General features: G+C 70.6%; 23 protein-coding genes and 1 CRISPR repeat array. Of the genes, 6 read left to right on the plus strand and 17 right to left on the minus strand.

Translation table 11 applies throughout. The annotated features are described in order from the left end of the window. Positions 1-61: 61 nt before the first annotated feature. Genes ACFZB9_RS33330 through ACFZB9_RS33370 form a run of 9 tightly spaced genes read right to left on the minus strand, consistent with a single transcriptional unit; the run spans position 62 to position 8,025 of the window. On the minus strand, positions 62-922 hold the full coding sequence (locus ACFZB9_RS33330) for an amidohydrolase family protein (RefSeq protein WP_391453466.1): 861 nt from the start codon (positions 920-922) through the stop codon (positions 62-64). After that, positions 919-1,230: an L-rhamnose mutarotase gene (locus ACFZB9_RS33335; protein ID WP_391453468.1), complete on the minus strand. Its 312-nt coding sequence runs from the start codon at positions 1,228-1,230 to the stop codon at positions 919-921. The genes ACFZB9_RS33330 and ACFZB9_RS33335 overlap by 4 nt, the downstream gene beginning before the upstream one ends. Continuing rightward, on the minus strand, positions 1,227-1,904 hold the full coding sequence (locus ACFZB9_RS33340; RefSeq protein WP_391453470.1) for a lactate utilization protein C: 678 nt from the start codon (positions 1,902-1,904) through the stop codon (positions 1,227-1,229). Before ACFZB9_RS33340 ends, ACFZB9_RS33335 begins: the two co-directional genes overlap by 4 nt. Next, on the minus strand, positions 1,901-3,349 hold the full coding sequence (locus ACFZB9_RS33345) for a LutB/LldF family L-lactate oxidation iron-sulfur protein (protein WP_391453472.1): 1,449 nt from the start codon (positions 3,347-3,349) through the stop codon (positions 1,901-1,903). The genes ACFZB9_RS33340 and ACFZB9_RS33345 overlap by 4 nt, the downstream gene beginning before the upstream one ends. Then, positions 3,346-4,086 (minus strand): (Fe-S)-binding protein, encoded by a 741-nt coding sequence (locus ACFZB9_RS33350; RefSeq protein WP_391453473.1) that lies wholly within the window; start codon positions 4,084-4,086, stop codon positions 3,346-3,348. Before ACFZB9_RS33350 ends, ACFZB9_RS33345 begins: the two co-directional genes overlap by 4 nt. After that, on the minus strand, positions 4,087-5,070 hold the full coding sequence (locus ACFZB9_RS33355) for an aldo/keto reductase (protein ID WP_391453474.1): 984 nt from the start codon (positions 5,068-5,070) through the stop codon (positions 4,087-4,089). Then, positions 5,067-5,828, minus strand: coding sequence for an SDR family NAD(P)-dependent oxidoreductase (locus tag ACFZB9_RS33360; protein ID WP_391453476.1), 762 nt, complete (start codon positions 5,826-5,828; stop codon positions 5,067-5,069). The genes ACFZB9_RS33355 and ACFZB9_RS33360 overlap by 4 nt, the downstream gene beginning before the upstream one ends. Beyond that, on the minus strand, positions 5,825-7,162 hold the full coding sequence (locus ACFZB9_RS33365; RefSeq protein WP_391453477.1) for an L-fuconate dehydratase: 1,338 nt from the start codon (positions 7,160-7,162) through the stop codon (positions 5,825-5,827). Before ACFZB9_RS33365 ends, ACFZB9_RS33360 begins: the two co-directional genes overlap by 4 nt. 11 nt (positions 7,163-7,173) lie before the next feature. After that, positions 7,174-8,025, minus strand: coding sequence for a fumarylacetoacetate hydrolase family protein (locus ACFZB9_RS33370; RefSeq protein WP_391453479.1), 852 nt, complete (start codon positions 8,023-8,025; stop codon positions 7,174-7,176). A 506-nt stretch (positions 8,026-8,531) separates the two neighbouring features. Here ACFZB9_RS33370 and ACFZB9_RS33375 point away from each other — a divergent pair. The 6 genes from ACFZB9_RS33375 to ACFZB9_RS33400 all read left to right on the plus strand — a co-directional run bounded on the left by ACFZB9_RS33375 (position 8,532) and on the right by ACFZB9_RS33400 (position 14,652). Continuing rightward, complete coding sequence (locus ACFZB9_RS33375) at positions 8,532-9,575, plus strand: sugar ABC transporter substrate-binding protein (protein ID WP_391453480.1); 1,044 nt, start codon at positions 8,532-8,534, stop codon at positions 9,573-9,575. Positions 9,576-9,669: 94 nt separating this feature from the next. Further along, on the plus strand, positions 9,670-11,226 hold the full coding sequence (locus tag ACFZB9_RS33380) for a sugar ABC transporter ATP-binding protein (RefSeq protein ID WP_391453481.1): 1,557 nt from the start codon (positions 9,670-9,672) through the stop codon (positions 11,224-11,226). Next, on the plus strand, positions 11,210-12,235 hold the full coding sequence (locus ACFZB9_RS33385) for an ABC transporter permease (RefSeq protein ID WP_391453482.1): 1,026 nt from the start codon (positions 11,210-11,212) through the stop codon (positions 12,233-12,235). The genes ACFZB9_RS33380 and ACFZB9_RS33385 overlap by 17 nt, the downstream gene beginning before the upstream one ends. A gap of 204 nt (positions 12,236-12,439) precedes the next feature. Then, entirely contained in the window at positions 12,440-13,222 is a 783-nt protein-coding gene (locus ACFZB9_RS33390; protein ID WP_391453484.1) for a FadR/GntR family transcriptional regulator, read from the plus strand. A 3-nt stretch (positions 13,223-13,225) separates the two neighbouring features. Then, on the plus strand, positions 13,226-14,266 hold the full coding sequence (locus tag ACFZB9_RS33395; RefSeq protein ID WP_391453485.1) for a sugar ABC transporter substrate-binding protein: 1,041 nt from the start codon (positions 13,226-13,228) through the stop codon (positions 14,264-14,266). 188 nt (positions 14,267-14,454) lie between these two features. Further along, positions 14,455-14,652 (plus strand): hypothetical protein, encoded by a 198-nt coding sequence (locus ACFZB9_RS33400; protein WP_391453486.1) that lies wholly within the window; start codon positions 14,455-14,457, stop codon positions 14,650-14,652. 82 nt (positions 14,653-14,734) lie between these two features. Beyond that, a CRISPR array of direct repeats spans positions 14,735-15,250; the repeat unit is 28 nt; unit sequence GAGCAACCCCCGCGAGCGCGGGGCCGAG. A gap of 18 nt (positions 15,251-15,268) precedes the next feature. Here ACFZB9_RS33400 and cas2e read toward each other — a convergent pair. The 8 genes from cas2e to cas3 all read right to left on the minus strand — a co-directional run bounded on the left by cas2e (position 15,269) and on the right by cas3 (position 24,804). Then, a complete protein-coding gene (gene cas2e, locus ACFZB9_RS33405) occupies positions 15,269-15,547 on the minus strand; it encodes a type I-E CRISPR-associated endoribonuclease Cas2e (RefSeq protein ID WP_391453488.1) in 279 nt (92 codons plus the stop codon). After that, a complete protein-coding gene (cas1e, locus tag ACFZB9_RS33410) occupies positions 15,544-16,560 on the minus strand; it encodes a type I-E CRISPR-associated endonuclease Cas1e (RefSeq protein WP_391453489.1) in 1,017 nt (338 codons plus the stop codon). Before cas1e ends, cas2e begins: the two co-directional genes overlap by 4 nt. A 3-nt stretch (positions 16,561-16,563) precedes the next feature. Then, positions 16,564-17,334 (minus strand): type I-E CRISPR-associated protein Cas6/Cse3/CasE, encoded by a 771-nt coding sequence (gene cas6e, locus ACFZB9_RS33415; protein ID WP_391453491.1) that lies wholly within the window; start codon positions 17,332-17,334, stop codon positions 16,564-16,566. A 4-nt stretch (positions 17,335-17,338) separates the two neighbouring features. Then, complete coding sequence (gene cas5e / locus ACFZB9_RS33420) at positions 17,339-18,202, minus strand: type I-E CRISPR-associated protein Cas5/CasD (protein ID WP_391453493.1); 864 nt, start codon at positions 18,200-18,202, stop codon at positions 17,339-17,341. Then, a complete protein-coding gene (gene cas7e / locus ACFZB9_RS33425; RefSeq protein WP_391453495.1) occupies positions 18,202-19,338 on the minus strand; it encodes a type I-E CRISPR-associated protein Cas7/Cse4/CasC in 1,137 nt (378 codons plus the stop codon). Before cas7e ends, cas5e begins: the two co-directional genes overlap by 1 nt. A 90-nt stretch (positions 19,339-19,428) precedes the next feature. Continuing rightward, positions 19,429-19,995, minus strand: a complete 567-nt coding sequence (gene casB, locus ACFZB9_RS33430) for a type I-E CRISPR-associated protein Cse2/CasB (protein WP_391453496.1) — start codon at positions 19,993-19,995, stop codon at positions 19,429-19,431. 14 nt (positions 19,996-20,009) lie between these two features. Next, entirely contained in the window at positions 20,010-21,722 is a 1,713-nt protein-coding gene (casA, locus tag ACFZB9_RS33435) for a type I-E CRISPR-associated protein Cse1/CasA (protein ID WP_391453498.1), read from the minus strand. 208 nt (positions 21,723-21,930) lie between these two features. Next, positions 21,931-24,804, minus strand: a complete 2,874-nt coding sequence (gene cas3 / locus ACFZB9_RS33440) for a CRISPR-associated helicase Cas3' (RefSeq protein ID WP_391453500.1) — start codon at positions 24,802-24,804, stop codon at positions 21,931-21,933. Between the last annotated feature and the right edge of the window lie 319 nt (positions 24,805-25,123).

Raw genomic sequence — 25,123 nt, forward strand, 5'->3', positions numbered from 1 at the left:
GGGGCCGCCGGCAGGGGGCCGGCGCACAGGCCCTGAGCGGCAGCGCTGCCCCACTCCCCGGTCAGTGCCCGGCGAGCCCGTAGACCCGGATCGCGTTGCCCGCGAAGAGGGCCTGCCGCTCTCCGGGGGTGAGGCCGGCGGTGAGCTCCTCGGTGACGGCCAGCACCCGGCTGTAGGGCGCCTCCAGGGTGGAGACCGGCCAGTCGGAGCCGAACAGCAGGCGCTGCGGGCCGAAGGCGTCGATGGCGGTGTCGACGGCGGGCCGCAGGTCGTCGAGGGTCCAGCCGCCGGGGGTGGCCTCGGTGAGTAGACCGGAGAGCTTGGCGACCGTGTTGGGCAGGGCGGCGAAGCGGCGCAGCCCGGTGGCCCAGGCTCCCAGGGCTCCGCTTGCGATCGGCGGTTTGCCCAGATGGTCGAGGACGAAGGTGAGCCCGGTCAGGCGGGCCGCGGCGGCGGTGGCGGCCGGCAGTTGCTCCGGCGTGACGACCAGGTCGTAGGCGAGCCCGGCGGCGGCGACGGCGAGCAGACCGCGCCGGACCTCGGGGCGCAGCAGCCAGTTCGGGTCCGGCTCCTCCTGGACCTGGTGACGGATGCCCACCAGTCGCTGCCCGCCGGGCAGTTCGCGCAGCTCGGCGAGCCTGTCCGCGATGTCGGGGGCGGTCAGCTCCGTCCAGCCCACCACGCCCGCCACCAGCGCGTCGCCGGCGGCCAGCCCGAGCAGCTCGGGTGTCTCCTCGGGCACGCAGACGGTCTGCACGACCACGGCGGCACTCACCCCGGCCGCGTGGGCCTCGGGCGCCAGGTCGGCGAGGGAGAAGGAGCGGGCCAACGGGGCCAGCGCCGGGCCCGAGATCCACGGCTGCGGACGGACCGCCAGGTCCCAGACGTGGTGGTGCGAGTCGACGATGATGTGGTCCGTCACAGGTTCCACACCACCGGGAGTCCGGCCGAGGCGCCCTCGGCGGAGTAGTCGTGCACCACGTCCAGCAGGTCGCCCATCCGGGCCTGCCACGCGATGTTGACCGGCAGCTGCTCCAACTCCGCCAGCAGTCGGCCGTAGTCCTCGCAGTCCAGCAGGTGGAACAGCTCGGTGCCGCTGCGCCAGATGGTCCACGAGGAGACCCCGGCGGCCCGGATGGCGATGGCGAGTTCGGCGGGGACGGCGCGGTGGGCGGCCTCGTACTCCTCGATCCGGTCGGGGCGGACGCGGGTGTGCAGGGCGATTCTCATGACGGCTCCACTGGCTGCTCCACTGGCTGCTGCACCGGCTGCTCCACGATGACGACGTCCAGGGTGCGCGGGCCGTGCACACCCTCGACGCGGTCGAGTTCGATGTCGCTGGTGGCGGACGGTCCGGAGATGAAGGTGAGGGGTCGGGCGGGGTCGAGCCGGGCGAGCGCGTCGGGCAGGTCGTCGGCGATCTGCCCGACGCGGATCACGCACAGGTGGTAGTCGGGCACCAGGCTCAGCGCCCGTCGGCCCTGGCCGGGGCCCGCGTCCAGCACGATGGTGCCGGTCACCGCGATCCCGACGGCCGCCAGGGTCACCGCGCCGTCCAGCGCGTCCAGTTCCGGCACCGTCAGGGGTTCCGACTGCCACTGCCACGGCCGGCTCCCGCTCGGCAGCAGCTCGGTGGGAAACCCGGACGGCAGGGCGAGCCGGCCGGCGCCGCGCTCGGTCAGCGCCCGGGCGATCACCGCGGGCACGTCCTCTGGGGTGGCCCGGTGAACGGTGGCCCGGTAGTCGGCGACCCGCTCGGCGAAGAGCTCCACCGGGTCCTGCCCCGGCTCCAGATGGCTGCGCCGGTACGCACGTTCCACTGCGACGTCCTCGGGTCCCTCCTCGGCGGGGACGTCGGCCAGCGCGTCCCGGATCCGGGCCAGGACGGTCTCGCGGCTGCTCAAGGCGTTCCCTCTCGGTTCTTGCGCCACCAGGTCCGGAACGACTCGGCCGGGGGCGCGGGGCTGTCGCGGGTGTCGGACCAGCCGTGCAGCGGTCCGGGCAGCCGGCCGATCCGGCCCTCGCGGGCCAGCACCCGCCCGCCGAGCGAGGCCGCCTTCTGCGCGGCGGAGAGCAGCCGGGGTGAGTCCAGCACGGTGGCGGCGGCCTTCATCGCGAGGGCTTCGGGGCTCAGCGGGTGGCGCGTGGCCTCGACCACCTCGGCCCTCAGGTGGGCCAGGACCTCCGGGATGTTGATCTTCACGGGGCAGGCGTCGTAGCAGGCCCCGCAGAGGGTGGAGGCGAACGGCAGCGAGGCGGCCTGCTCGACTCCCACCAGCTGCGGGGTGAGCACCGCGCCGATCGGCCCCGGGTAGACCGAGCCGTAGGCGTGGCCGCCGGTGCGCTCGAAGACCGGGCAGACGTTCAGGCAGGCGGAGCAGCGGATGCAGCCCAGCACCTGCCGTCCGACGGTGTCGGCCAGGGTGTCGGTGCGCCCGTTGTCCAGCAGCACCAGGTGGAACTGTGACGGACCGTCGCCTTCGGTCACCCCGGTCCAGGTCGAGGTGTACGGGTTCATCCGCTCGCCGGTGGAGGAGCGCGGCAGCAGCTGCAGGAACACCTCCAGGTCCGACCAGGTGGGGACGACCTTCTCGATGCCCATCACGGTGATCAGCGTCTCGGGCAGGGTCAGGCACATCCGCCCGTTGCCCTCCGACTCCACCACCGTGACCGTGCCGGTGTCGGCCACCGCGAAGTTGGCGCCCGAGACGGCGACCTTGGCGGTCAGGAACTTCTTGCGCAGGTGGCGCCGGGCCGCCTCGGCGAGTTCGCGGGGATCGTCGCCCAGGCCCTCGGGGGCCGGCTCGCCCCAGTGCGCCATCTCGGCGGCGAACAGGTCGCGGATCTCGGTGCGGTTCTTGTGGATCGCCGGGACCAGGATGTGCGAGGGGCGGTCCTCGCCCAACTGCACGATCAGTTCGGCCAGATCGGTCTCGTAGGCGGTGATCCCTTCGCGGGCGAGCGCCTCGTTGAGGCCGATCTCCTGGGTGGCCATCGACTTGACCTTGACCACCTCGCGTTCTCCGGTGGCCTGGACGAGAGAGGTGACGATCCGGTTGGCCTCGGCGGCGTCGCTCGCCCAGTGCACGGTTGCGCCGGCGGCGGTGACCGCCTCCTCCAGCTGCAGCAGGTACCGGTCGAGGTGACGGGCCGTGCGGCGCTTGATCGCCTCGGCCGCGGTGCGCAGCTCCTCCCAGTCGTCGAGTTCCGCGGCGACGGCCAGGCGCTTGTCGCGGATGGTGGTGGTGGCGCGCCGCAGGTTGGTGCGCAGTTGCTGGTCGGCGAGCGCGGTGCGGGCCGCCTCGGGGAAGGACGGCGAGCCGAGCCAGACCACACCGCGATCGCTCATCGCTTCTCTCCTTCGGTGCCGGCCAGGATCTCGGCCAGATGCATGGTCCGCACGCCGCTGCCCTGGCGGGAGAGGCCGCCGCCGATGTGCATCAGGCAGGAGTTGTCGGCGGCGCAGAGCACCTCGGCACCGCTCGCCAGCACCCCGGCCGCCTTGTCGGCGAGCATCGCGCTGGAGGTGTCGGCGTTCTTCACCGCGAAGGTGCCGCCGAAGCCGCAGCAGGAGTCGGCCCCGGGCAGTTCCACCAGGTCGAGGTCCTTGACCGCGCGCAGCAGTCGCAGCGGCCGGTCGCCCAGGCGCAGGCCGCGCAGCGAGTGGCAGGTGGGGTGGTAGGCGACCTTGTGCGGGAACCGGGCGCCGACCTCGGTGACCTTGAGGACGTCGGTCAGGAACTCGGTGAACTCGTAGACCCTTGGGACGAGTTCGGCGACCTGTTGGCGCAGTGCGGCCGGCCCGTACTGCTCGGCGAGCACCGGGTGGTTCTCCCGCACCATGCCGGCGCAGGAGGCCGAGGGGGTGACCACCGCGTCGTAGTCGGCGAAGGCGCGGGCGAACCGGGCGACCAGCGGGACGGCCTGCGGCCGGTAGCCGGTGTTGAAGTGCATCTGACCGCAGCAGGTCTGCTCCTGCGGGAAGTCCACGGTGTGGCCCAGGCGTTCCAGCACGGTCAGCACCGCCCGGCCGGTACCGGGGTAGAGGGTGTCGTTGAAGCAGGTGATGAACAGGGCGATGCGCACTCAGCTCGCCTCCTCGGGGATCGGCACGCCAGGGGCGAGCAGGCCGTGCGCCTTCAGGTCGTGCCAGAGCGCGGCCGGCAGGGCGAGCCGCAGCATGGCGGCGGCGTCGCTCACCTCTGCCGCACTGCGACCGCCGACCAGCACGCCGGCGACCGCCGGGTGCCCGAAGGGGAAGCGTAGCGCGGCGGCGCGTAGCGGCACGCCGTGCCGCTCGCAGACGGCTTTGAAGCCCAGCGCCCGGGCCAGGACCTCTGGCGGAGCGGCGGTGTAGTCGAAGGTGGCGCCGGGCCTGGGGTCCGCGAGCAGGCCGGAGTTGAAGACCCCGCCGACCACCACCCTCACCCGGCGCTCGGCGGCCAGCGGCAGCAGTTCGGCCAGTCCGCTCTGGTCCAGCAGGGTGTAGCGGCCGGCCAGCAGGACGGCGTCGATGTCGGTCTCGCGGACGAACCGCGCAGGGACGGCGGCCTGGTTCATGCCGACACCGATCGCGCCGATGACGCCTTCGGCACGTAGCCGCTCCAGCTCGGGGTAGGCCTCGGTCAGGGCCTGCTCGACGTGGTCGTCCGGGTCGTGCAGGTAGACGAGGTCGATCCGGTCCAGGCCCAGGCGCCGCAGGCTGGCCTCGATCGAGCGGCGCACCCCGTCGGCGCTGAAGTCCCAGACCCGCCGGTGGGTCGCCGGCACGGCGAAGCCGTCGGCCAGATCGTCCCCGGCCGGGGCGGGCAGCGGTTCCAGCAGTCGGCCGACCTTGGTGGAGACGGTGAACTCCGAGCGCGGCCGCCCGCGCAGCGCCGCTCCCAGCCGGCGCTCCGACAGGCCCAGCCCGTAGTGCGGCGCGGTGTCGAAGTACCGCACGCCCGCCTCCCAGGCGGCCTGGAGCGCCTGTTCCGCCTGGGCGTCGGTGACCGGCGTGAAGAGGTTGCCGATCGCGGCGGCGCCGAAGGCGAACGGGCCGGCCCCGACCCGGCTGGCTCCGAGCTTCATCGCGGCGGCTCCGGTCGCAGCCGCAGGCCGGCCATCCCGCCGTCCACCGCGAGCGCCGTTCCGGTGACGCTGCCGGCGGCTGGGGAGGCCAGGTAGGCGATCGCGGCGGCCACCTCCGGTGCGCCGACCAGCCGACCGGTGGGCTGACGGCCGTTCAGCGCGGCCCGCTCGGCCGCCGGGTCGGGCGCCGCGTCCAGCAGCCGGGCGACCCAAGGCGTGTCCACCGTACCGGGGTTGACGCAGTTCACCCGGATGCCCTCGCGCACGTGGTCGGCCGCCATCGCCAGGGTCAGCGAGAGGACGGCGCCCTTGCTCGCCGAGTACAGCGCGCGCTGCGGCAGACCGGCGGTGGCGGCGATCGAACAGGTGTTGACGATCGCCGCGTTGGCGGAGCGGCGCAGGTGCGGGAGGGCGGCGCGGGTGGTGCGGACCAGGCCGACCACGTTGATGTCCAGCACCTGGTGCCACTGCTCGTCCGGGTTGTCCGCCACGGTGCCGGCCGCGCCGATCCCCGCGTTGTTGACCAGGATGTCCAGGCCGCCCAGCTCGCCGACTGCGGCCGCGACGGCCGCGCGCACCGACGCGTCGTCACCGAGGTCGGCGGTGAAGCCGAGCAGCGGCGGCTGGGCGCCGCGCGGGTCGAGGTCGAGCACCGCCACCCGTGCGCCGCGCTCGCTCAGCAGCCGGGCCGTGGCCAGGCCGATGCCCGAGGCGCCGCCGGTGACCAGGGCGCGCAGACCTGACAGATCGTTCGTCATGCGCTGAGCTCCGTCTCGGTGAGCCGGTCGGCGGCCCAGAAGACGCCGTCGCGGTAGGTGTAGGTGTCGATGCTGGCCTGGTGCATGGTGGCGGAGAAACCGGGGGCGGTGGGCGCCTGGTAGTGGCCGTCGTGGATCACCACGGGGTCCACGAAGTGCTGGTGGAGGTGGTCGACGTACTCGATGACGCGGTTCTCGGTGGTGCCGCAGAGCGCGACGTAGTCGAACATCGACAGGTGCTGGACCAGTTCGCACAGGCCCACGCCGCCGGCGTGCGGGCAGACGGGGACGCCGAACTTGGCGGCCAGCAGCAGGATGGCGAGGTTCTCGTTCACACCGCCGACCCGGGCGGCATCCAGCTGGAGGACGTCGATGGCTCCGGCCTGGAGCAGCTGCTTGAAGATGATCCGGTTCTGGACGTGTTCGCCGGTGGCGACCTTGACCGGCTGGACGCCGCGACGGACGGCGGCGTGGCCGAGCACGTCGTCGGGGCTGGTGGGCTCCTCGATCCAGTACGGGTCGAACTCGGCCAGCGCGTTGGTCCACTCGATGGCCTGGGCGACGTTCCAGCGCTGGTTGGCGTCGATCGCCATCCGGATGTCCGGGCCGATCGCCGCGCGGGCGGTGCGGCAGCGGCGGATGTCGTCGGCCAGGTCGGCGCCGACCTTGAGCTTGATCTGGGTGAAGCCGGCGGCCACGGCCTCCTTGGCCAGGCGGGTCAGCTTCTGGTCGCTGTAGCCGAGCCAGCCGGGGGAGGTGGTGTAGCCGGGGTAGCCGCGCCGGCGCAGCTCGGCCTCGCGGTCGTCGGCGCCCTGCTTGCCCCGGCGCAGCAGATCCAGCGCCTCCTCGGGGGTCAGGGCGTCGCTGATGTAGCGGAAGTCGACCTGGGAGACCAGCCAGGCGGGGTCGGCGTCCGCGAGCAGCTGCCACAGCGGCTTTCCCTCGCGCTTGGCCGCCAGATCCCACACGGCGTTGACGACGGCGCCGATCGCCATGTGCATCACGCCCTTCTCGGGCCCCAGCCAGCGCAGTTGGCTGTCGCCGATCAGGTCGCGGCTCAGCGATCCGGGGTCCGCGCACAGCTCGGCGACCGGACGTCCGACGATGTGCTCGCGCAGTGCGTCGATCGCGGCCACCTGGACGTCGTTGCCCCGGCCGATGGTGAAGGTGAAGCCGTGGCCCTCGTGGCCGCCCTCGGAGGTGCGCAGGACGACGTAGGCGGCGGAGTAGTCGGGGTCCGGGTTCATCGCGTCGGACCCGTCCAGCTCGCGCGAGGTGGGAAAACGGATGTCGTAGGTGTCGACGGCGGTGATCCGTGCGGTGTAGGCGGACAACTCGGTGCCTCTCAAGCGTTGGCGAAGGTCTGGCACTGGGTACCGAGAGCGTCGATGGACAGCTCGACGGTGTCGCCGTCGCGCAGGTACGGGGTGCCGGGCAGGCCCAGCGCGACTCCGGCCGGGGTGCCGGTGTTGATGACGTCGCCCGGGTTCAGCACCATGTACTGGCTCAGGTACCACACCAGGTAGTTGACGTCGAAGATCATGTTCTTGGTGTTGCCGTCCTGGCGTGCGGTGCCGTTGACGGCCAGGCGCAGGCCCAGCAGCTGCGGGTCGCCGGCCTCGTCCGGGGTGACCAGCCAGGGGCCCAGTGGGTTGAAGGTCTCGCAGGACTTGCCGAGATCCCACTGGGCGGAGAATTCGAGCTGGAACTCCCGCTCGGAGACGTCGTTGCTGATCGCGTAGCCGGCGATCACACCGGCCGCGTCGGCGGGGGATCCGAGGTAGCGGGCCTGGCGGCCGATCACCACGGCGAGCTCCACCTCCCAGTCCGTCTTCACCGAGTTCCGGGGGATCAGCACCCGGTCGTAGGGGCCGACCACGGTGGCCGGGTCCTTCATGAAGACCACCGGGCGCGGCGGGATCGCGGCGCCGGTCTCCTCGGCGTGGTCGCGGTAGTTGAGCCCGACGCAGACCACCTTGCCCGGGCGGGCGACCGGGGCGCCGACGCGCAGCCCGGCCGGATCGAGGAGCGGCAGTGCCTCCTCGGCCAGCGCGCGCCGGACCCGCTCGATCCCGTCCGCAGCGAGGAACGCCCCGTCGATGTCGCCGGTCAGGCCCGACAGCGCGAACGTCCGGCCGTCCCCGGTCTGGACCGCAGGAGCCTCCGCTCCCGGATTTCCGAGCCGCAGCAGCCTCATCTCTCGTCTCCCGTCGTTCTGGAGGTGGGAACCTCCGCCATCGAGCGCAGCCCAATACATCGGATCTCTGTGCTGCCGTCAGACCATACGAGCAGAGAGCCCGAGACTGCAAGAAGTCCTCCGATGACTCTTCTCGGCTGAGCACGGGGTCCGATAACACCGCACCCCAGGTGGGATATTCGCTTCTCGCGGCACATGCTGGAAGCTCGGACATAACGGTTGAGATTCATCAGAGGTCTTCTCTTGCCAGCCAGGTTGTCGGCTCATAGGGTCCTCGGTACCGTGATCCATCCGATGACTGCGGGAGACGCACTCCGTCGCCCCAGCAGAGCACCGCAGATCGACACCAGCCGCCCCTCTCGGAAGAGGGCTGAGAGGGGCGGTCGCGTGTCGAACTCCGGAAACAAGCTCACCACAACGGCCGCCGGTTCCCGCGGTCTCGCACAACACCAGTTCCCACCCTGCCCCTTCGGGCACCCGGCATCCCAGCCAAGGAGATCAGCACCATGAAGCCTCGCGTCCCCACCAGAATCGCGGCGACCGCCGCCACCCTCGTCGTGCTGGCGGGGTTCGCCACGGCCTGCAACCGGAGCAGCAGCAGCGCCGCCGGCGGCAAGCCGGCGATCGGGATCGACCTGCCGCGGGCCGACTCCGACTTCTGGAACTCCTACGCGCAGTACATCAAGTCCGACGTGTCCGACCAGGGCCTGCACGCGCTGCCGGTCAGCAACTCGCAGAACGACGTCACCAAGCTGGTCTCCAACGTCCAGGTGTTCGAGAGCACCGGCGCCAAGGCCGTGGTGATGGCCCCGCAGGACACCGGCGCGATCACCTCCACCCTGGACGCGCTCGCCGCCAAGAAGATCCCCGTGGTCAGCGTCGACACCCGCCCCGACAAGGGGCAGGTGTACATGGTGGTCCGCGCGGACAACAAGGCGTACGGCACCAAGGCCTGCGAGTTCCTGGGCAAGCAGCTCGGCGGAAAGGGCAAGGTCGCCGAACTCCAGGGCGCACTCGACTCGATCAACGGCCGCGACCGCTCGGAGGCCTTCGCCGCCTGCATGAAGAGCGAGTTCCCCGGCATCCAGGTGATCGAGCTGGCCACCGACTGGAAGGGCGACGTGGCCTCCGCCAAGCTGCAGTCCACGCTGGCCGCCAACCCCGACCTGAACGGCATCTACATGCAGGCCGGCGGCGTCTTCCTGCAGCCCACCCTCGCGCTGCTGCAGCAGAAGGGCCTGCTCAAGCCGGTCGGCACCCCGGGCCACATCGCGATCATCTCCAACGACGGCATCCCGCAGGAGTTCGACGCGATCCGCAAGGGCCAGATCGACGCCACGATCTCCCAGCCGGCCGACCTGTACGCCAAGTACGCGCTCTTCTACGCCGAGGCCGCCGCCGAGGGCAAGACCTTCCAGGCCGGCCCCACCGACCACCAGTCCACCATCATCACGCTGCCCAACGGACTGGAGGACCAGCTGCCCGCCCCGCTGATCACCAAGGACAACGTGGACGACAAGACCCTCTGGGCCAACAACATCGCCAAGTAGTCCGACCACGTAATCCCACGCCCCCGGTGCGGCGGTACCCGACCACCCTCGAAACCGCCGCCCCCGGGTCTTCTGCGGAAAGGACATCCCCGCCATGGCGGACTCCAGCCCTATCCGGGGCCCCGTTGTCGAGGCCGACGGGATCAGCAAGCGCTTCGGCGCCACCGTCGCGCTGCGCGACGCCCGCATCTCGGTAGCACCCGGCGAGTCGCACGCCCTGGTGGGTCGCAACGGCGCAGGCAAATCCACGCTCGTCTCCATCCTCACCGGACTGCAGAACGCCGACACCGGCACCCTGCGCTTCAACGGCGACCCGGCCCCGGCTCCCGGGGACACCGACGCCTGGCGCTCCCGGGTCGCCTGCGTCTACCAGCGCTCCACGGTCATCGGGACTCTCACCGTCGCGGAGAACCTCTTCCTCGACCGGCAGAGTGCGCGGGCGCTGCGTCCGATCAGCTGGCGGCAGCTGCGGCTACGTGCCGCCGAACTGCTCGCCGAGTACGGCGTGGACGTCGACCCGAGCACTCGTGCCGAGGAACTCACCGTCGAACAGCGCCAGTTCGTGGAGATCGCCCGGGCGCTCTCGTTCGGCGCCCGGTTCATCATCCTGGACGAACCGACCGCCAAGCTGGACGCCCGTGGCATCGAGCGGCTCTTCGCCAAGCTGCGCGAACTCCAGGGCCAGGGCGTGGCGTTCCTCTTCATCTCGCACCACCTCCAGGAGGTCTACGATCTCTGCGACACCGTCACCGTCTACCGCGACGCGCGGCACATCCTCACCGCCCCGGTCGCCGGACTCGACCAGCACGAGCTGGTCGAGGCGATGACCGGTGAGGCCTCGCGGGGCGCGGAGCCGTCCTGGTCGGCCACCGGAGGAACCCGCGCGGCGGGCGACGTGCTGCTCAAGGTCACGGACCTCGACCTGCCCGGGGCCTACCAGGGGATCTCGCTGACCGCCCGGGCCGGCGAAGTCGTCGGCCTCGCCGGGGCCGCGGCCAGCGGCAACGTCCAACTCGGCGAGACCCTGGCCGGACTGCACCGCCCCAAGGCCGGGACCATCACGGTCGCCGACCGCCCGGTGCGCCCGGGCCGGGTGCCGGCAGCGCTGGCCGCCGGGATCGGGTTCGTCCCCGAGGACCGGCACCTTCAGGGCTTGGTCCCGCAGCGCAGCGTCGCCGAGAACGCCACCCTGACGGTGACCGACCAGTTGGGCCCGTTCGGCACCGTACTGCCCTCCCGCACCCGGGAGTTCGCCCAGCGCATGATCACCGACCTGGACATCAAGACCCCCGGACCGGCGACGCCCGTCTCCGCCCTGTCCGGCGGCAACCAGCAGAAGGTGGTGATCGCCCGGGCGCTGGCCACCCAGCCGCACGTCCTGGTCGCGATCCGCCCCACCAACGGCGTGGACATCAAGTCCAAGGAATCCCTGCTCGGCACCATCCGGGAGGTCGCCGACAGCGGCCGGAGCGCCGTCATCGTCTCCGACGAACTCGACGACCTGCGGGTCTGCGACCGGGTCGTGGCCATGTTCCACGGCCGCGTCGTCGCCCAGTTCCCCTCGGGCTGGAGCGACGAACAGCTGGTCGCAGCCATGGAGGGCATGGCCGGCACGACTGACACGAAGGAAGACCATGGCCCCCACCACTGACCTCGCCGCACCCCCCGCCGTCGCCACCGCGGCGGGCCGCCGCTTCGACCTCGCCCGCTACCGCGACCTGTCGCTGCTGCCGGTCCTGCTGGTCCTCGGCGTGATCGGCTTCGCCGTCTCACCGGCCTTCCTGACCAGCGACAACCTGCTCGGTGTCGGCCAACAGGCCACCGAACTCAGCCTGCTGGTCCTGGGTGAGGCCCTGATCCTGATCAGCGGCCGGATGGACCTCTCGCTGGAGTCCACCATCGGTGTGGCCCCCGTGATCGCGGTCTGGCTGGTCCTGCCCGACCACGGCTCCCGATTCAACGGCATCGGCCTCTTCCCGGGCTGGACCGCGATCCCGCTCTGCCTGGCGGTCGGCGCGCTGATCGGCGCGATCAACGGCTTCCTCATCCTCAAACTGCGGCTCAACGGATTCATCGTCACCCTCGGCGCGCTCACCCTGCTGCGCGGACTCCAAGTAGCCATCTCCCAGGGCCAGTCCATCGTCAACCTGCCCGGCTCCTTCAGCTACCTCGGCAGCGCCTCCTGGTTCGGCGCACCCGCCGCGATCTGGATCTGCGCGCTCCTGTTCGCCGTCGGCGGCGCGGCGCTGGCCTGGCTGCGGCACGGCCGGGCGCTGTACGCGATCGGCGGCAACCCCGAGGCGGCGCGGGCCGCCGGGATCCGGGTCGACCGGATCACCTGGATCGTGCTGATCCTCGGCGGCGTGCTGGCCGCCTTCGCCGGCATCCTCTACACCGGCCACTACGGCTCCATCTCCGCCGACCAGGGCAACGGCTGGATCTTCCAGGTCTTCGCCGCCACCGTCATCGGCGGGGTCAGCCTCAACGGCGGCCGCGGTACCCTCTTCGGCGCCCTCACCGGCGTGCTGACACTGCAACTGGTGGTCAACGTGATGACCCTGGCAGGCGTACCGCCGCTGTGGAACCAGTTCCTCAACGGCGCGATCATCATCATCGCCCTGATCATCTCCCGCTTCGCCTCCGGCGAGAAGCAGGAGTGACGGAAGGTCAGGCCCGATAGCCGCCGACGCGGCGCGATCGCACAGGTCGGGCAGCCGATTGTGCCGCTTCGACAACCCGCACGGACCCACGGAGGCCCTCCGGGGGTCCGTCGCGGGTCCGTCGAGGGCCCGTCGGGGGTCCGTCGGGGTCCGCCGAGGGGGAGAGGCCCCGCGAGTCCGATCCACCACGGAGGTGCGAGCAGCATGGCGGTGACCGACCAGGCCATCGAGCGGATCAAGGAGATGATCGTCTCCGGCGTCCTGCAACCGGGCACGCGGCTGCCCAACGAGGCCGACCTCTCCGAACAGCTCGGACTGTCCCGCAACTCGCTGCGCGAGGCCGTCCGAGCCCTCACCGCCATGCGGATCCTGGTCGCCAAGCAGGGCGACGGCACCTACGTCTCCGGGCTGGAACCGCATCTCCTGCTGGAGGCGATGACCTTCGCCGCCGACGTCTCCCACGGCCACAGCGCCCGCCAACTCCTGCAGGTCAGAAGCCTGCTGGAACCGCCGGCCGCCGCCCTCGCCGCCGGCCGGCTGACCGGGGAGCAGCTCGAAGCGCTGCGGAGCATCCTCGACCGGTGCGCCGGCGAGATCGAGGTCGAGGAGTTCGTCGAGCTCGACATCGAGTTCCACCGCACCATCGCCGACTCGGTCGGCAACCCGGTCCTCTCCACCCTGCTGGGCATCCTCTCCACCCACACCCAGCGGCTGCGCATCGTCCGCGGCACCAGCCACTCGACCGCCCGTCAGCAGGCACATCGCGAGCACGAGGCCATCTGGCGAGCTCTGGCCGCCCGCGATGCGGGGCTCGCGGCCGCTACCAGTGCGGTCCACGTCGCCGCAGTGGAGGAGTGGCTGGCCGCCGGGACCACCATCGACTCCGTCGCCCTCGACACGCTCACCTCCCAGCCACGTGCCAGGGCCTCGGTCCTCCGCCCCTCTCCGCCACACGGCGAGAGAAACCCCATCCCCAGGACGGTCTGACAAGTGAAGAGAAGTATCGCCCCTTCCGCAGCGGTCGGCGGCGCCATCCTGCTGCTGACCGGATCACTCAGCGGCTGCGGGGCGACCTCGCCCACCACCCGCAGTGCGTCGGCGGGCATCGGGATCGACATCCCGCGAACCGACTCCGCCTTCTGGAAGGCGTACGCGCAGTACCTGAGAGCGGACATCGCCGAGCAGAAGCTGAACGTCCTGCCGATCACCGAGTCGAACGGTGACGACACCAAGCTCGCCGCCAACGTCAAGGCGCTCGCAGCCAAGCGGCCCACGGCGATCGTGATGGCCCCGCAGAACACCACGGGCACCTCAGCCATGCTGGACGACCTGCTGGCCCGGCACATCGGCGCCATCAGCGTGGACACCGTGCCGGAGAGCGGCGAGACGTACATGGTGGTCCGCGCCGACAACCGCGCGTACGGCACCAAGTCCTGCGAGTACCTGGGCAAGCAACTCGGCGGAAAGGGCAAGGTGGCCGAGCTCCAGGGCTCACTCGGCTCGATCAACGGCTACGACCGGTCCCAGGCCTTCGCCTTCTGCATGCGCAGCGAGTTCCCCGGCATCCAGGTGATCGAGCTGGCCACCGACTGGAAGGGCGACGTGGCGTCCGCGAAGCTGCAGAGCACGCTGGCCGCCAACCCCGACCTGGCCGGCATCTACATGCAGGCCGGCGGTGTCTTCCTGCAACCGACACTGGACCTGCTGCAGCAGAAGGGCCTGCTCAAGCCGGTCGGACAGCCCGGCCACATCGTGATCGTCTCCAACGACGGCATCCCGCAGGAACTCGACGCGATCCGCCAGGGCCAGATCGACGCCACGTCCAGCCAGCCGGCCGACCTGTACGCGAAGTACGCCCTCTTCTACGCCCAGGCCGCCGCCGAAAACAAGATCTTCCAGGCCGGTCCGACCGACCACGGCTCCACCATCGTTCTGCTGCCCAACGGCATGGAGGACCAACTCCCCTCCGTTCTCGTCACCAAGGACAACGTGAACGACCCCTCGCTCTGGGCCAACCACGTCACCTCCTGACCGCCGGGCCGCCACCATCCAGCGGCCGAGCCTCCCCCACTCACCACACCGCGCGCCAGGGCCGTTGCCGCCCTGGCGCGCGGTGCTCGTGGGCCAGCCACCCATGACAGAGACCTGGCCTGGCCCACGCCCGCGAAGGGTTCGACGCCTTCATCTCGTACTGCAACCACGAGAGCCGGCGCTCAGGCATGGGCTACCACACCCCCGCCAGCGTCCACTTCGGCACCGCTGACGAGGTGCGCCACCAGCGGGCCGACACCCTCAACGAGGCCTACACCCGACACCCCGAACGCTTTGGCCGCCGCCCTCGACCGCCCGAGATACCGCACACGGCGTGGATCAACGACCCGGCCAAGCGCCGCGAGCCCGCACCACAAACCTCATAGCGTCACGACCGTCTCGCTGGACTTGAAGTCTTCCGAGCGCGGGGCCGACGCTTGAAGCGCCGTCAGCTCGATGCGGCGCCACGGACTACTCCCGCGAGCGCGGGGCCGAGTTGTTGGCGATGTAGACGTCGCGGAACACCAGGGAGCAACCCCCGCGAGCGCGGGGCCGAGCGCACAGCGCCCTGGCCGCCGGTCCTGCTCGTGGAGCAACCCCCGCGAGCGCGGGACCGAGCTTCTCCGGCTTCACCGGCATCCCGGGCATGCTGAGCAACCCCCGCGAGCGCGGGGCCGAGCCGGTGAGCGCCCACCGGAGCACCGCCCGGCTGGAGCAACCCCCGCGAGCGCGGGGCCGAGCTCCTTAAGGACTTTGGTCCATGCGCTCAGCGAGAGCAACCCCCGCGAGCGCGGGGCCGAGCCGGTCAGGGTCAGGGCGGCGCCGTCGAGACTGGAGCAACCCCCGCGAGCGCGGGGCCGAGTTCCCGGCCGCTGACGTGCTCACCCCCTCGTCGGAGCAACCCCCGCGAGCGCGGGGCCGAGTCCTGGAACTGCTCTGCGGTCAGGTCGTCATAGGAGCAACCCCCGCGAGCGCGGGGCCGAGGCTTCATGACCTGCGACGTTAGCGCTGTGAGCGCGCGGAGAGAATCAGTCCGTCGTAGTCGACCGGGCGCCAGCGGTCCTTGCCGGCTGTTCGGACGGTCCATCCTTGTTCATTGTCAGCAGGTTCCACGAGGACGGCTTGGCCGTCGCCGATGCGGGTGGCGAGGAGGTCCCAGATGCGGTCGCGGATGCGCCGGCTGGGGTTGCCGACGAAGACGCCGGCGTTGACCTCGACCATCCAGCGGGTCAGGTGGCCTCGGAGTCCTTCGGGGGCGGCGATGAGGATGATCACGGTCACGTGCTGGGCCTCTGCGCCGGGGCCTGCTCGAACTCGGGTCCGATGACGGCAAGGTGCTCGTCGCCCATGCCTGGATCGATCAGTGCCGTGGTGTGGGCCCAGTTGGCGCCGCCGGGGACAGCGCCGAGGCGTTCGTCCCAGAGTTCGTTGGCTTCGGTGTCTGGGATCTCGGTTCCCTCGGGGGTGAGCAGCGACTTCACGTCGGTCACGATGCGGCCGAGCAGACGGTTCTCGGCGACGCGGTCGCGTAGGGCGAGGCGGGCATCACGTTCCTCGGTGAGGCCTTGTTTGGCGAGGTCGAAGGCGAGCGGGATGGTGTGGTCGGCTTTGTAGAGGTCGGCGATGTCCAGGACGAAGGAGGTGGCCAGGCCTGTGTGGACGAAGCCGAGGCCGGGGCTGGCGCCGAGCCCGGTGATGACGGCGTGGCAGATGCCGTAGAGGGCGGCGTTGGCGGCTGAGAGCAGGCGGTTGAGGTCGTCGCCAGCTGCGTGGGCGTCGCCGGGTTGGTAGACGCGTCCGTTCCACGGGACGTCGGTGCGGCGCGCTTCGGCTTGGTAGAGCTTGCGGATGCGGGCGCCTTCGCGTCCGCGCAGCTGTTGCATGGTGGCGGTGTCGACGTCCTCACCGGGGAAGCGCATCCGGTACATGGCGCGGGCGACGGCGAGGCGCTCCTTGGTTCGGCTGACCAGCCAGGCCTGCCGGTTGAGCAGGCCGGCTCCGCGGCTTGGGCCCAGGCCTGCAGCGTACATGCGTACGCCCTGCTCGCCGACCCAGCAGACGGTGGTGCCGGAGTCGGCGAGCAGATTGATGGCACCGTGGGTGACGCGGGTGCCGGGGCCCAGGAGGACGACGGCGACCATGGCGGCGGGTACGCGCACCGTCTCGCGTTTGTTGATGATGACGACGGCGTTCTCGTCGCGGTCGAGGTGGCTGCGTTCGATGTAGAGGCTCGAGACGCGGTCGGCAAGGCGATGCAGGTCGTGGGGGTGGGATTTCCACCAGATGTCGGCCACTGGTCAGTGCTCCAGGGGGCGCAGCGGGGCGAGGGTGAGTAGGCCGCAGCCGTAGGCTTTGGAGGGACCGATGCCGTCGAGGAGAGCGGCTTCCAGCAGTTTGGGGTCGGTGATGCGCAGTCGACCTTCGAAGGTGGCGGTGGTGAGGGTGACGCGGGTGCGACTGTCTGGTTTGGTAAAGGTGTGACGGTTGCGGTCGGTGATGCGCACGTCGCGCGCCGGTTCGCCGTCCGGCGGAGTCGGCTGGTCGGCCTCCAGACCGGGGGCGGCGGGGTCGGTACGGGCGAGCGGGATCTCGAACCCCCAGCGTTCGGTGCGCTCGAGGAGCCAGCCGAGTTGGTGGGCGGCCGTGCGGTGCGGGACCCGATAGGAGCGGTGGCGCAGCTCGTCGGCGGTCTTGGTGCGATGGGGGCTGGACCCTGCCGGAGTCGACGTGTTCTGGACCGGGCTGGCGGTGAGCCGGAACGCGAACTCACGGCCGGTGGCGAGCTGGGTGAGTAGCGGGGCGTAGTCGCGGATGGCGTAGTGCTCGCCGTCGGTGTCGGGCCACCCAGCCTGTTCGACGATGTGGTTCCAGTCGGGCCTGGCGGGGGTGAGGACGAGCAGTTGGGGGCGGCGCGGGTTGTCGCTGTCCAGACGCCAGAGGACTCGCTGGGCGGTGGGGGTTTCGGCGATGCCGGCGGTGACGGCGCCGTGCAGGGCGCGGGGGTTGGCGAGCAGGGTGCGGCTGGCGGCGCGCAGCGGGTTGATGCGGATGCGGGAGAGGTAGGTCATCGGGTCACCAGCCCAGCAGGGCGAACGGGTCGTGGCCGGCATCGGTGCCGGTGTCGGCGTCGCGGTGGGAGGTGGTCTGTACCAGACCGGTGGGCACGTCCAGCCAGATGTGGCGGACACGGCGGGTGGTGAAGCTTCGTCGGCGCGGGTCGAAGGTTAGCGGGACGTCCTGCCAGCTGTCCTCGCCGCCCGGGTCTTCCAGGGTGGCGGGCAGGTCGACGCGACTGGTGAGGGTGACCGGGGTGCGACGCTGGAACGCTTCGCGGTCGTGATGTCCGGCCTGCCAGGGCTCATCGCGCAGGGCCCGCTCCAGGCCGGGCCCGCGCAGGTCACCTAGGACGAGGGGCTGGGTGGGTGCGCAGCAGCGCCGGCCGAGGGCGAGGGGGAACGCCGGGTGGCGCATCGCCTCGGCGAGGGCAGCTAGGAGGGGCCGGGGGCCTTCGAGGGCGCAGACGAAGACCGCGTCCTGTAGGTAGAAGCGCTGGGTTACGTGGGTGTCCTTCGCCGGGGAGGTGGGCCTCTGGAGGCCTTTGGCGTTGACCCCGGCCTGGGGCAGCGGCCTGCCGCGGTAGTCGCTGACTGTGTGGTAGTCGCGCAGCAACGTTCCGGGCTGATCGATGCGCATGCCCAGTTGAAGGCCGGTCAGGTCGGTGATGTCGGCCTCGCGGGGGCGGCCGGCGGCTGCGGCGAGCAGCCCGACGACGCCGGACTTCGTAGGCTGCGGACGGGTCTCACGTCGATTGAAGGCGCTGCGATCGCCCCAGGACTGCATGGGACCGGCCAGGCGCAGCAGTAGGACGGCGCGCGTCGGCGCGGCGGTTGGCGGGGGAGCGGTGTCCGCCTGCTGCGGGCGGGAGTGAGGGGGCATCAGCGGGCGTCCAGTTCGGCGCCGAGGGCGGCTTTGAGGGCGTCGAGGAGTTGCGGGAAGGTCTTGTTGGTGCCGAAGGCCTCGGCCAGCTCGGTCCCGTCCGCATCGTCGTCGCCCAGGGTGTGGCAGACCGCGGTCAGCAGCGGGGCGTCGCCCCACTGGCGGGTCGCGGTGCGGTACTCGTCGGCCAGGCGGCGGGCGGAGGCTGAGACGACGCCGTCGCCGTTCGGGACGGGCCGCTCGTAGGCGGAGACCAGGTTGACCGGCTGGTCGGTCCGAACGACAACGGCGACCAGGCTCGGCCGGGTGCGGTGGGCGAAAGAATTCGCGTAACCGGTGGGCATGGAACGGGAGAAGGAGTCGACGAACAGGTCGATGGCCTCGATGGCGGCCTTGTCCTCGCCGAGGTTCTCCTGCAGCTGGTGCACGCCGACGGTGGCGTAGCGGTAGAGCGTGGCGGAGTTGAAGCCGATGGTGCCGATCATGCCGGCGCCGGTCTCGTCCGCGGTGTTCTCGTCGTCCACCGCCGTGTAGTAGTCGAACTCCAACTCGGTGGCGTGCGTGGAGATCGCATGGGCGACCTGGGTTGCTGCGTCGACGTTCAGCCCGGGAATGTCGGCCACCATCCGGCCGAACAGCGCCACATCGGCCGGATGCCCGTTCTGCAACTGCTCGCGAACCGGCAGGCCGGCTACCGCCTCCTCCAGCGCCTTGTCCTCCAGCGCTGACAGGTCGGTGGCGTCATCGGCGACCAGACCGACGATGCTCTCCAGCTGGCGGCGGCCGAAGAAGAGGAGGTAGGCGGTGTCACCGGCCTTCTTGCCCGCGGTGATGCCCATGGGCTTGAGGACTGCCCCGGCGATCCGCTCCGCGTCCTGCGCTGCGATCCCGGTGCGCTCCTGCAGCCGCTTGGCGAGCTGACCGGCGATCCGCTTGGTCCGCGTCGCCAGGTCCTGCGGACCGCACCGCTCGGCGAAGTGCATACGCGTCGCGCGCTTCCAGGCCTGGGAGGAGACCCGGGAGCGGCGCTTGCCCCCGAAGTAGGCCTCCTTCGGGTTCCCGTTGTCGTCCCGGTTCAGGTTCGCTGGCGGGACGGTCTGCAGGATGTGCACGTCGACGTAGAGACGCTTGGTCATGCGTTACTCCTCGAAAGGGCCAACAAGGCAGCCTGGGCGAAAGGGAGTTCGACTCGTGGGGTTGCGTTATGTCTGAGCGGGCTCGTACGGCTATTGCGACCGCCACGCCTGGTAGCCGAGCGCCCAGCGGCGGCGTACCGCCGGCCGGCGCTCGACGCAATGCCAGGAGCGAATGTCAGCCATCAGGTGCGTATAGTCCAACGGCTGTTTGACTGTTCGCAGTTGAGTGACCATCCCGCGCAAGTGGACCAGCAGCGCCGACACGTTGGTGGCGCCCGCCATCGTGGCCACCCGCCGGTCCACCGCTTCCTCGCTGAACTTGCCGCTGCGCCGAAGCGCCAACAGCGCTTGACCTAGTTTGACGCCCTGGCGGTGCATTGGTGCGTCCTGGCTCTGCTGATGCAGGCCGAACAGGGCAAGCGCGCCGTGCTCGGCCTCCTGCTCGTCGGAGATCTGGTCCCGCAGTGCCAGCACATCGTCAACAGGCGTGATGTAGAAGGGCCAGGTCTTTGGGCAGTCCATGGCTGGCCGCCCCAATCCGCCGCGAAGAGCGGCGAGTTCCTCTCCGGGCGGCTGCGCGCGCCCACCGGTCGCCCAGTCGGTGCGCCACCGGTTGTCGGGGCCCACGTACCGGTCCCAGTAGAGGCGCTGCGCCATGATCCGTTCTCCCATCAATTGTCAGCTCCAGCAAGCTCGTCGGCTGATTCTTCGCGGGCCTCTTGCCGCTCTGCCCGGACTGCGCGCAGTGCCTCGGCCTGGCGGGGCAGCAAGGTTTGCAGTTGGCGTTGGAAATGGCTGGCGGACGTGCCCAGTGAGTACAGCGTCGGCTCCGGGCCCTTGCCGGCGGCCGCGGCCCTGCGGCCGGTGAAGGCTGCTGGGGGGGCTGCTTCGAAGAGCGGCTCGGCCGCGGTCAGCGTCGCTCGCCAGGCCGCAGCTTCCCAGGACTGCCTGCGCTGCTCGATGAGATCGTCGTCGGCGGCCTTCTGCAGGTCGAGCAGCAGGCGGCGCACCAGCGGATCGAGTTGGTGTAGAAGGATCTCGCCGGGGCGCTGCCCCTTGTCCCACGGGATCGGGTCGGCACCGACCGCTCGGCGCAAGTCGGCGGAGAGGTTGTTGCAGGCCCAAGCCAGCTTCTCGGCCTGCTCGGTGACCTCCAACAGCATCTCGTGCATCTGCTCGTGCTCGCGCAGGGCCAGCAGGGGCAGCGGGATCGCGTCGTGCAGGACATCCTCCACCACCGCCGACTGCGTGCCGTACACCATGCCGAAGGTCTCCACCCGCAGCGGATAGTTGGCCGTGAGGTGCCCGGCCTCGACCATGCCGGAGAGCTGGTCGAGCAGGACGCTGGTCTCGAACTTCCCCTCCGTCTGCCTGGCGGGTGCCAGCAGTGCCTCCAGCCCGCGCCACACTGCCTTGCCCGGGCTGTGTCGGCGCGGACGGCGCTCACCGACCGCTGTCTTTGCGGGAGTCGACTTGCGCGTGGTCGGCTGGCCCAGGCTCCAGGCGGTGTGCGGTTCCATGGCCGGCCTCGGCGTGAGCCGGTCACCGGCACAGAGGACGATGCGGGTGACCACGGTTCCGGCCTCGCGTTCCTCGGGGATCATCCGGATCCGGCGGGCTTGCCACGTCCACAGGTCCAGTAGCCCCCGGGCTGGGCGCGATTCCCACGCCGGCCCGAGGGGAGGGCGGTACCACTGCGGGTGGCCAACCTGCGACTTCGGAGTCACCGGGAGGTTGAGCAGCAGCGTCTCGTACAGGCTGCGGCCCATCGGCAGCACGACACCCAGCTGCCCGAGCGGGCCAGTCGGGTTGCCCGTCGTCTTCCCAGCCTTCACCTTCGAGTCGCCAGCCGCGCCCGTCTTGATCGCCGCGGTGTCCCAACAGTGCGCGTGCAGCAGCCAGTGGACAGCCTGAGCAGGCGTCAGCTCCAGCGGATTGGCGTCCGTGCGGCTGGCGAACAGCGGAACGTTGTTGCCGCTTGCCGCCGTGGCCACCACTGTCGCCGAGCCCTTTGTCTCGTCCTTCGGTGTCCGAAGACCCGCTACCTGGGCGAATGGGGCGACCGGATCGAACAGATCGAAGCGGGCCCGGTGCTTCTGGAAGTACGCCTGCAACTTGCCTCGCTCGTCGTCGCTGAAGCGCGCTTGCTTGAACCGATCGGCCCAATCAGAGCGGGTGTCCGGCACGCCCAGCGCATGTCCGACCACCGGAAGCAGCACCTGGCGCATCAGGGCCGGCAGCTGGGTGGCGAACTCCACCGTCAAGCCCTCGAACTCGTCAGCGCGCAGCAGTGCGTCCCGCAGCCCCACAGGCTGCGGGACGACGCTTCCAACAAGCGGGCGCAACATCAACCACTGCTCGTCGAGCAGATTGTACTCGGGCACGCGAATTTCCCTCCAACTGGCCTGGTGAAGGCCGCGAGTTGACCTCATCCTGGCACTGTCTGGCGCCGTGCGTGACGCGAACACCAGGATCTCCAGGACCGCCCAGAAGAAGCGGGTCGATATGACTCGTGGCCTGGCAGGAGGCCCCCGGTGAGAGCCCGCCGGGCTCGGCGCACGCGGCAACAATGCACCCAGCAGTGCAATGGCCTCACCTTGTACCGGGCTGGCCTGACACGACCAGACCGAGTGCGTTGTCGTAGGCCACCTTGAACCCGCCCACCTGCGCCTTCCCGTCCTCCTCCAGGACCAGCGCCCGGCTGTACCGCAACCACGGATGGTCCCGCCACCCCGCAAGGGGGTTGAGCTCCTGCTCGGCTGCCGCCGTCAGTGCGGTGGGCAGGCGGACGGTGCCCGCGAGCACGTCGTCCAACAGGTCCGTCGCCACCTCGCCGTTCGGGCCCAGCCGCCGGCCCGACACCGCATACAGCCCCCGGCTGTCGCGCCGAACCAGCACCACCTCCACGCTCGGCTTGCCATCGCGTACCAGTGCCTCGAACTGCCCTTCGCTCAGGCCCCCGTGGGTCCCCGCACAGTGCAGTCCCTCCAGCGTCGGTGCCCCGTGCTCGCCGGCCCGGGTCAGCAGGTAGTCCTGCGCGTCCACAGCTCGCTGGTCCTGCCTGCCAGCCCACTCCTCCCGAGCCAAGTCATGCGCCGCCCGCCAGGAATCGGGCACCAGATCCTGGCTCGTGCCGTATCCCTCGGAGACCAGGCCCGGCACCTGACGCGGGATCTTCCACCCGCTCTCCTGTGCAGTCGCCAGGACCTGAGCGGCGGCACGCAGCAGGAGGTAGCGTCCGTAGATCGCCTCGCTTGCCCTTAGCAGCAACGGAGGAGTGTCCGCTTGCGGTGCGAAGCCGGTCACTACGACCGTGGGGGAGGCCACCCGGTCGGGCCGCTTCACTCCCTCATGCCGGTGCAAGCGGCCGATCCGCTGGAGCAGCAGGTCGATGGGCGCCAGATCGGTCACCAGGAGGTCGGCGTCCACGTCGAAGGACTGCTCCGCGAGCTGGGTGGCGACCACGATCAAGCGCTCAGGACGTTGCCTGTCGGGCCCAGGTGGACCGAGGAGCTCCAAGCACTCCTCCGTGCGCTCCGCCCGATGGCCCGCGTGCAGGCGGCCGTGCAGCAGCCGCACGTCCGCGCCGAACACCGTGCGAAGGGCCTCGAAGGTGTCCTGGGCTCGTACGACGGTGTTCCGGATGACCAGAGCGCAGCCACCGTCCACCAGGCGTTCCGCAAGCATCTCCACCACGTCCGCATGTGCCTGGGCAGCCTGATCCCGCGTGGTGTCCTGTGACTGCGCCGGAGCCTCCGCAAGCACCTCCACGCGGACATCCAGGTCCTGGCGCCACGACTCGGTGCTCTCCACAATGAACTCCGCACCGTCCTTGCCCAACCAGGCTGCCGTCACGCTCGGATAGCCCGCCGGCTCCGCGAGCCTCACCAGATCTGCCTCGGCGACCTCGTCGACCTCGGAGGCCAGGGCACCGGACAGGTAGGCCGCCACCAACTCCCGGCGCTGCGCAGGCGGAAGAGTCGCCGAAAGGAGCACCACGGGCACCCGCGCCTGTCCCAGCCACCACAAGCCCTCCTTGAGGAACTGGGACATGTAGACGTCTGCGGCGTGCACCTCGTCCAGCACCACTACCTTCCCGCTCAACCCCGCGGTGCGCAGCATGACGTGTTTGGTACGGGTGGCGGCGAACAGTAGCTGGTCGATCGTCCCGACCGCGAACGGGCTCAGCAGGCCGCGACGGCGGCCCAGGAACCACTCCGCCGGCGCGCGCCGGGCATGACTGCCCTCAGCTGACCCGAAGTCAGACGCCATACCGTACTCGTCAGGCTCGTCCTCACTCACCGAGGCGAAGCAGGCATCCGCATCCTGACCCCAGTCCCCGAGATCCGCCAGCAGAGCACGCCACTCCTGGTTGAACATGCGCTTGCCGTGCAGGAGGGCGACCTGCTCGTCCAAACCGCTCCCGAGCCCTTTCAGCCAGCCACGGACCTGACTGAACATCGGGTCGCTGGTCGCCTGGGTGGGCATGCCGACGAACACGCCATCCGCGCCGAACCTGGCAGCCAGCACCTCGACCGCCGCCAGCGCGGCATTCGTCTTCCCCTCGCCCATCGGCGCCTCCACAACCAGCACCCCGGGCCCACCCATCCGCGCCGCCACATCCAGCAACAGCTGCTGCGAAGCCCTGGGACGAGCGCCGAACCGCTCGAGGAACGCTGTCGGGACCGGCGGCGCCAACCGCCCCCACCCACCCCGCAGCCCGAGCTTCGACCAGGCAGCGGATGCTCGCTGTTGCGCAGCGGGCATCCGCACCCTCGACAGCTCGTCCACCCCTTGGAAGTACCGCTCATCGCTGGCGATCCAGTCGCACATCACCACCAGACCGGACAACTGGAGCTGAAGCGCGCGAGACGGCCGAAGCCGCGGCTGAACACTCCGCAGAGCTTGCTCGCCCGTGAAACCTACCTCGTAGCTGAACAGCTCCACCAGGGCCGCCTGTGTCGCCTCCCAAGCGGGACCCTGTCCCTGCAACTTCGGTTTCCCCACGCTGAGCTGACCAAGCGTCGGAAGCCTGCCGTGATGGCCGGCGATCAGCGGCCACACCCAATCAATGTGCTCCGGGTCCCACTGATTCTCCGCCAGCAGGCGACGGATCAACTTGCCGCCCGCCTTGTCGTGCCGCCACGACGTGCGGCCTACCGCGAACCGGTCCCACGCCAGCCCCGACGCCAGGACAGCCCGCGCCCCGGCCGGATCCATGTGCTGAAAGGCCGGCGTCGCCTTCCCGCAGTCGTGCACCCCGCACAACCAGGCGAAGAAGCGCCGACCCTGCCCCGGCTCCCCGGCCAACTCGTCCAGCCGCCAACGAGTCACGGGCGCCAAGTACCGCTCCCACACCAGCTCGGCCACCGCCGCCGTGTCCAGCATGTGCGACAGCAGAAGGTTCACCGTCCCGCCGCCCCGCCCGGCCGACTTCCCCCACAAAGCGCCCAAAGCGGTCAGCACCCGGGGCTCGTAACGCCCCCACCAGTCGTCCAACAGTCTGCCCCGCCCCTGTCCTTGGTTCCCGCGTGAACTACCGACCACGGTAAGTGACGCCTCTGACCGGCCGGACACGTGAACACCGAAATGGATGGAGCCTGAGAGAAAGGCACTTGTGCGATGCCCGAACACGCTAGCCTGCGCACCGCAAGGCGCTGAACGGGAGTCAACTGATCAATGCGACGTCGCAACCGCGTACCTGAGAGCGTGACGCCGCGCCTACCAAGGTCGACGGGGGGAGAGCGACTGCGTATCGAACTGAATGAAACGCAGCCAGCAACGC

Source organism: Kitasatospora sp. NPDC008050 (assembly GCF_042957465.1).
Classification (GTDB): Bacteria; Actinomycetota; Actinomycetes; order Streptomycetales; family Streptomycetaceae; genus Kitasatospora.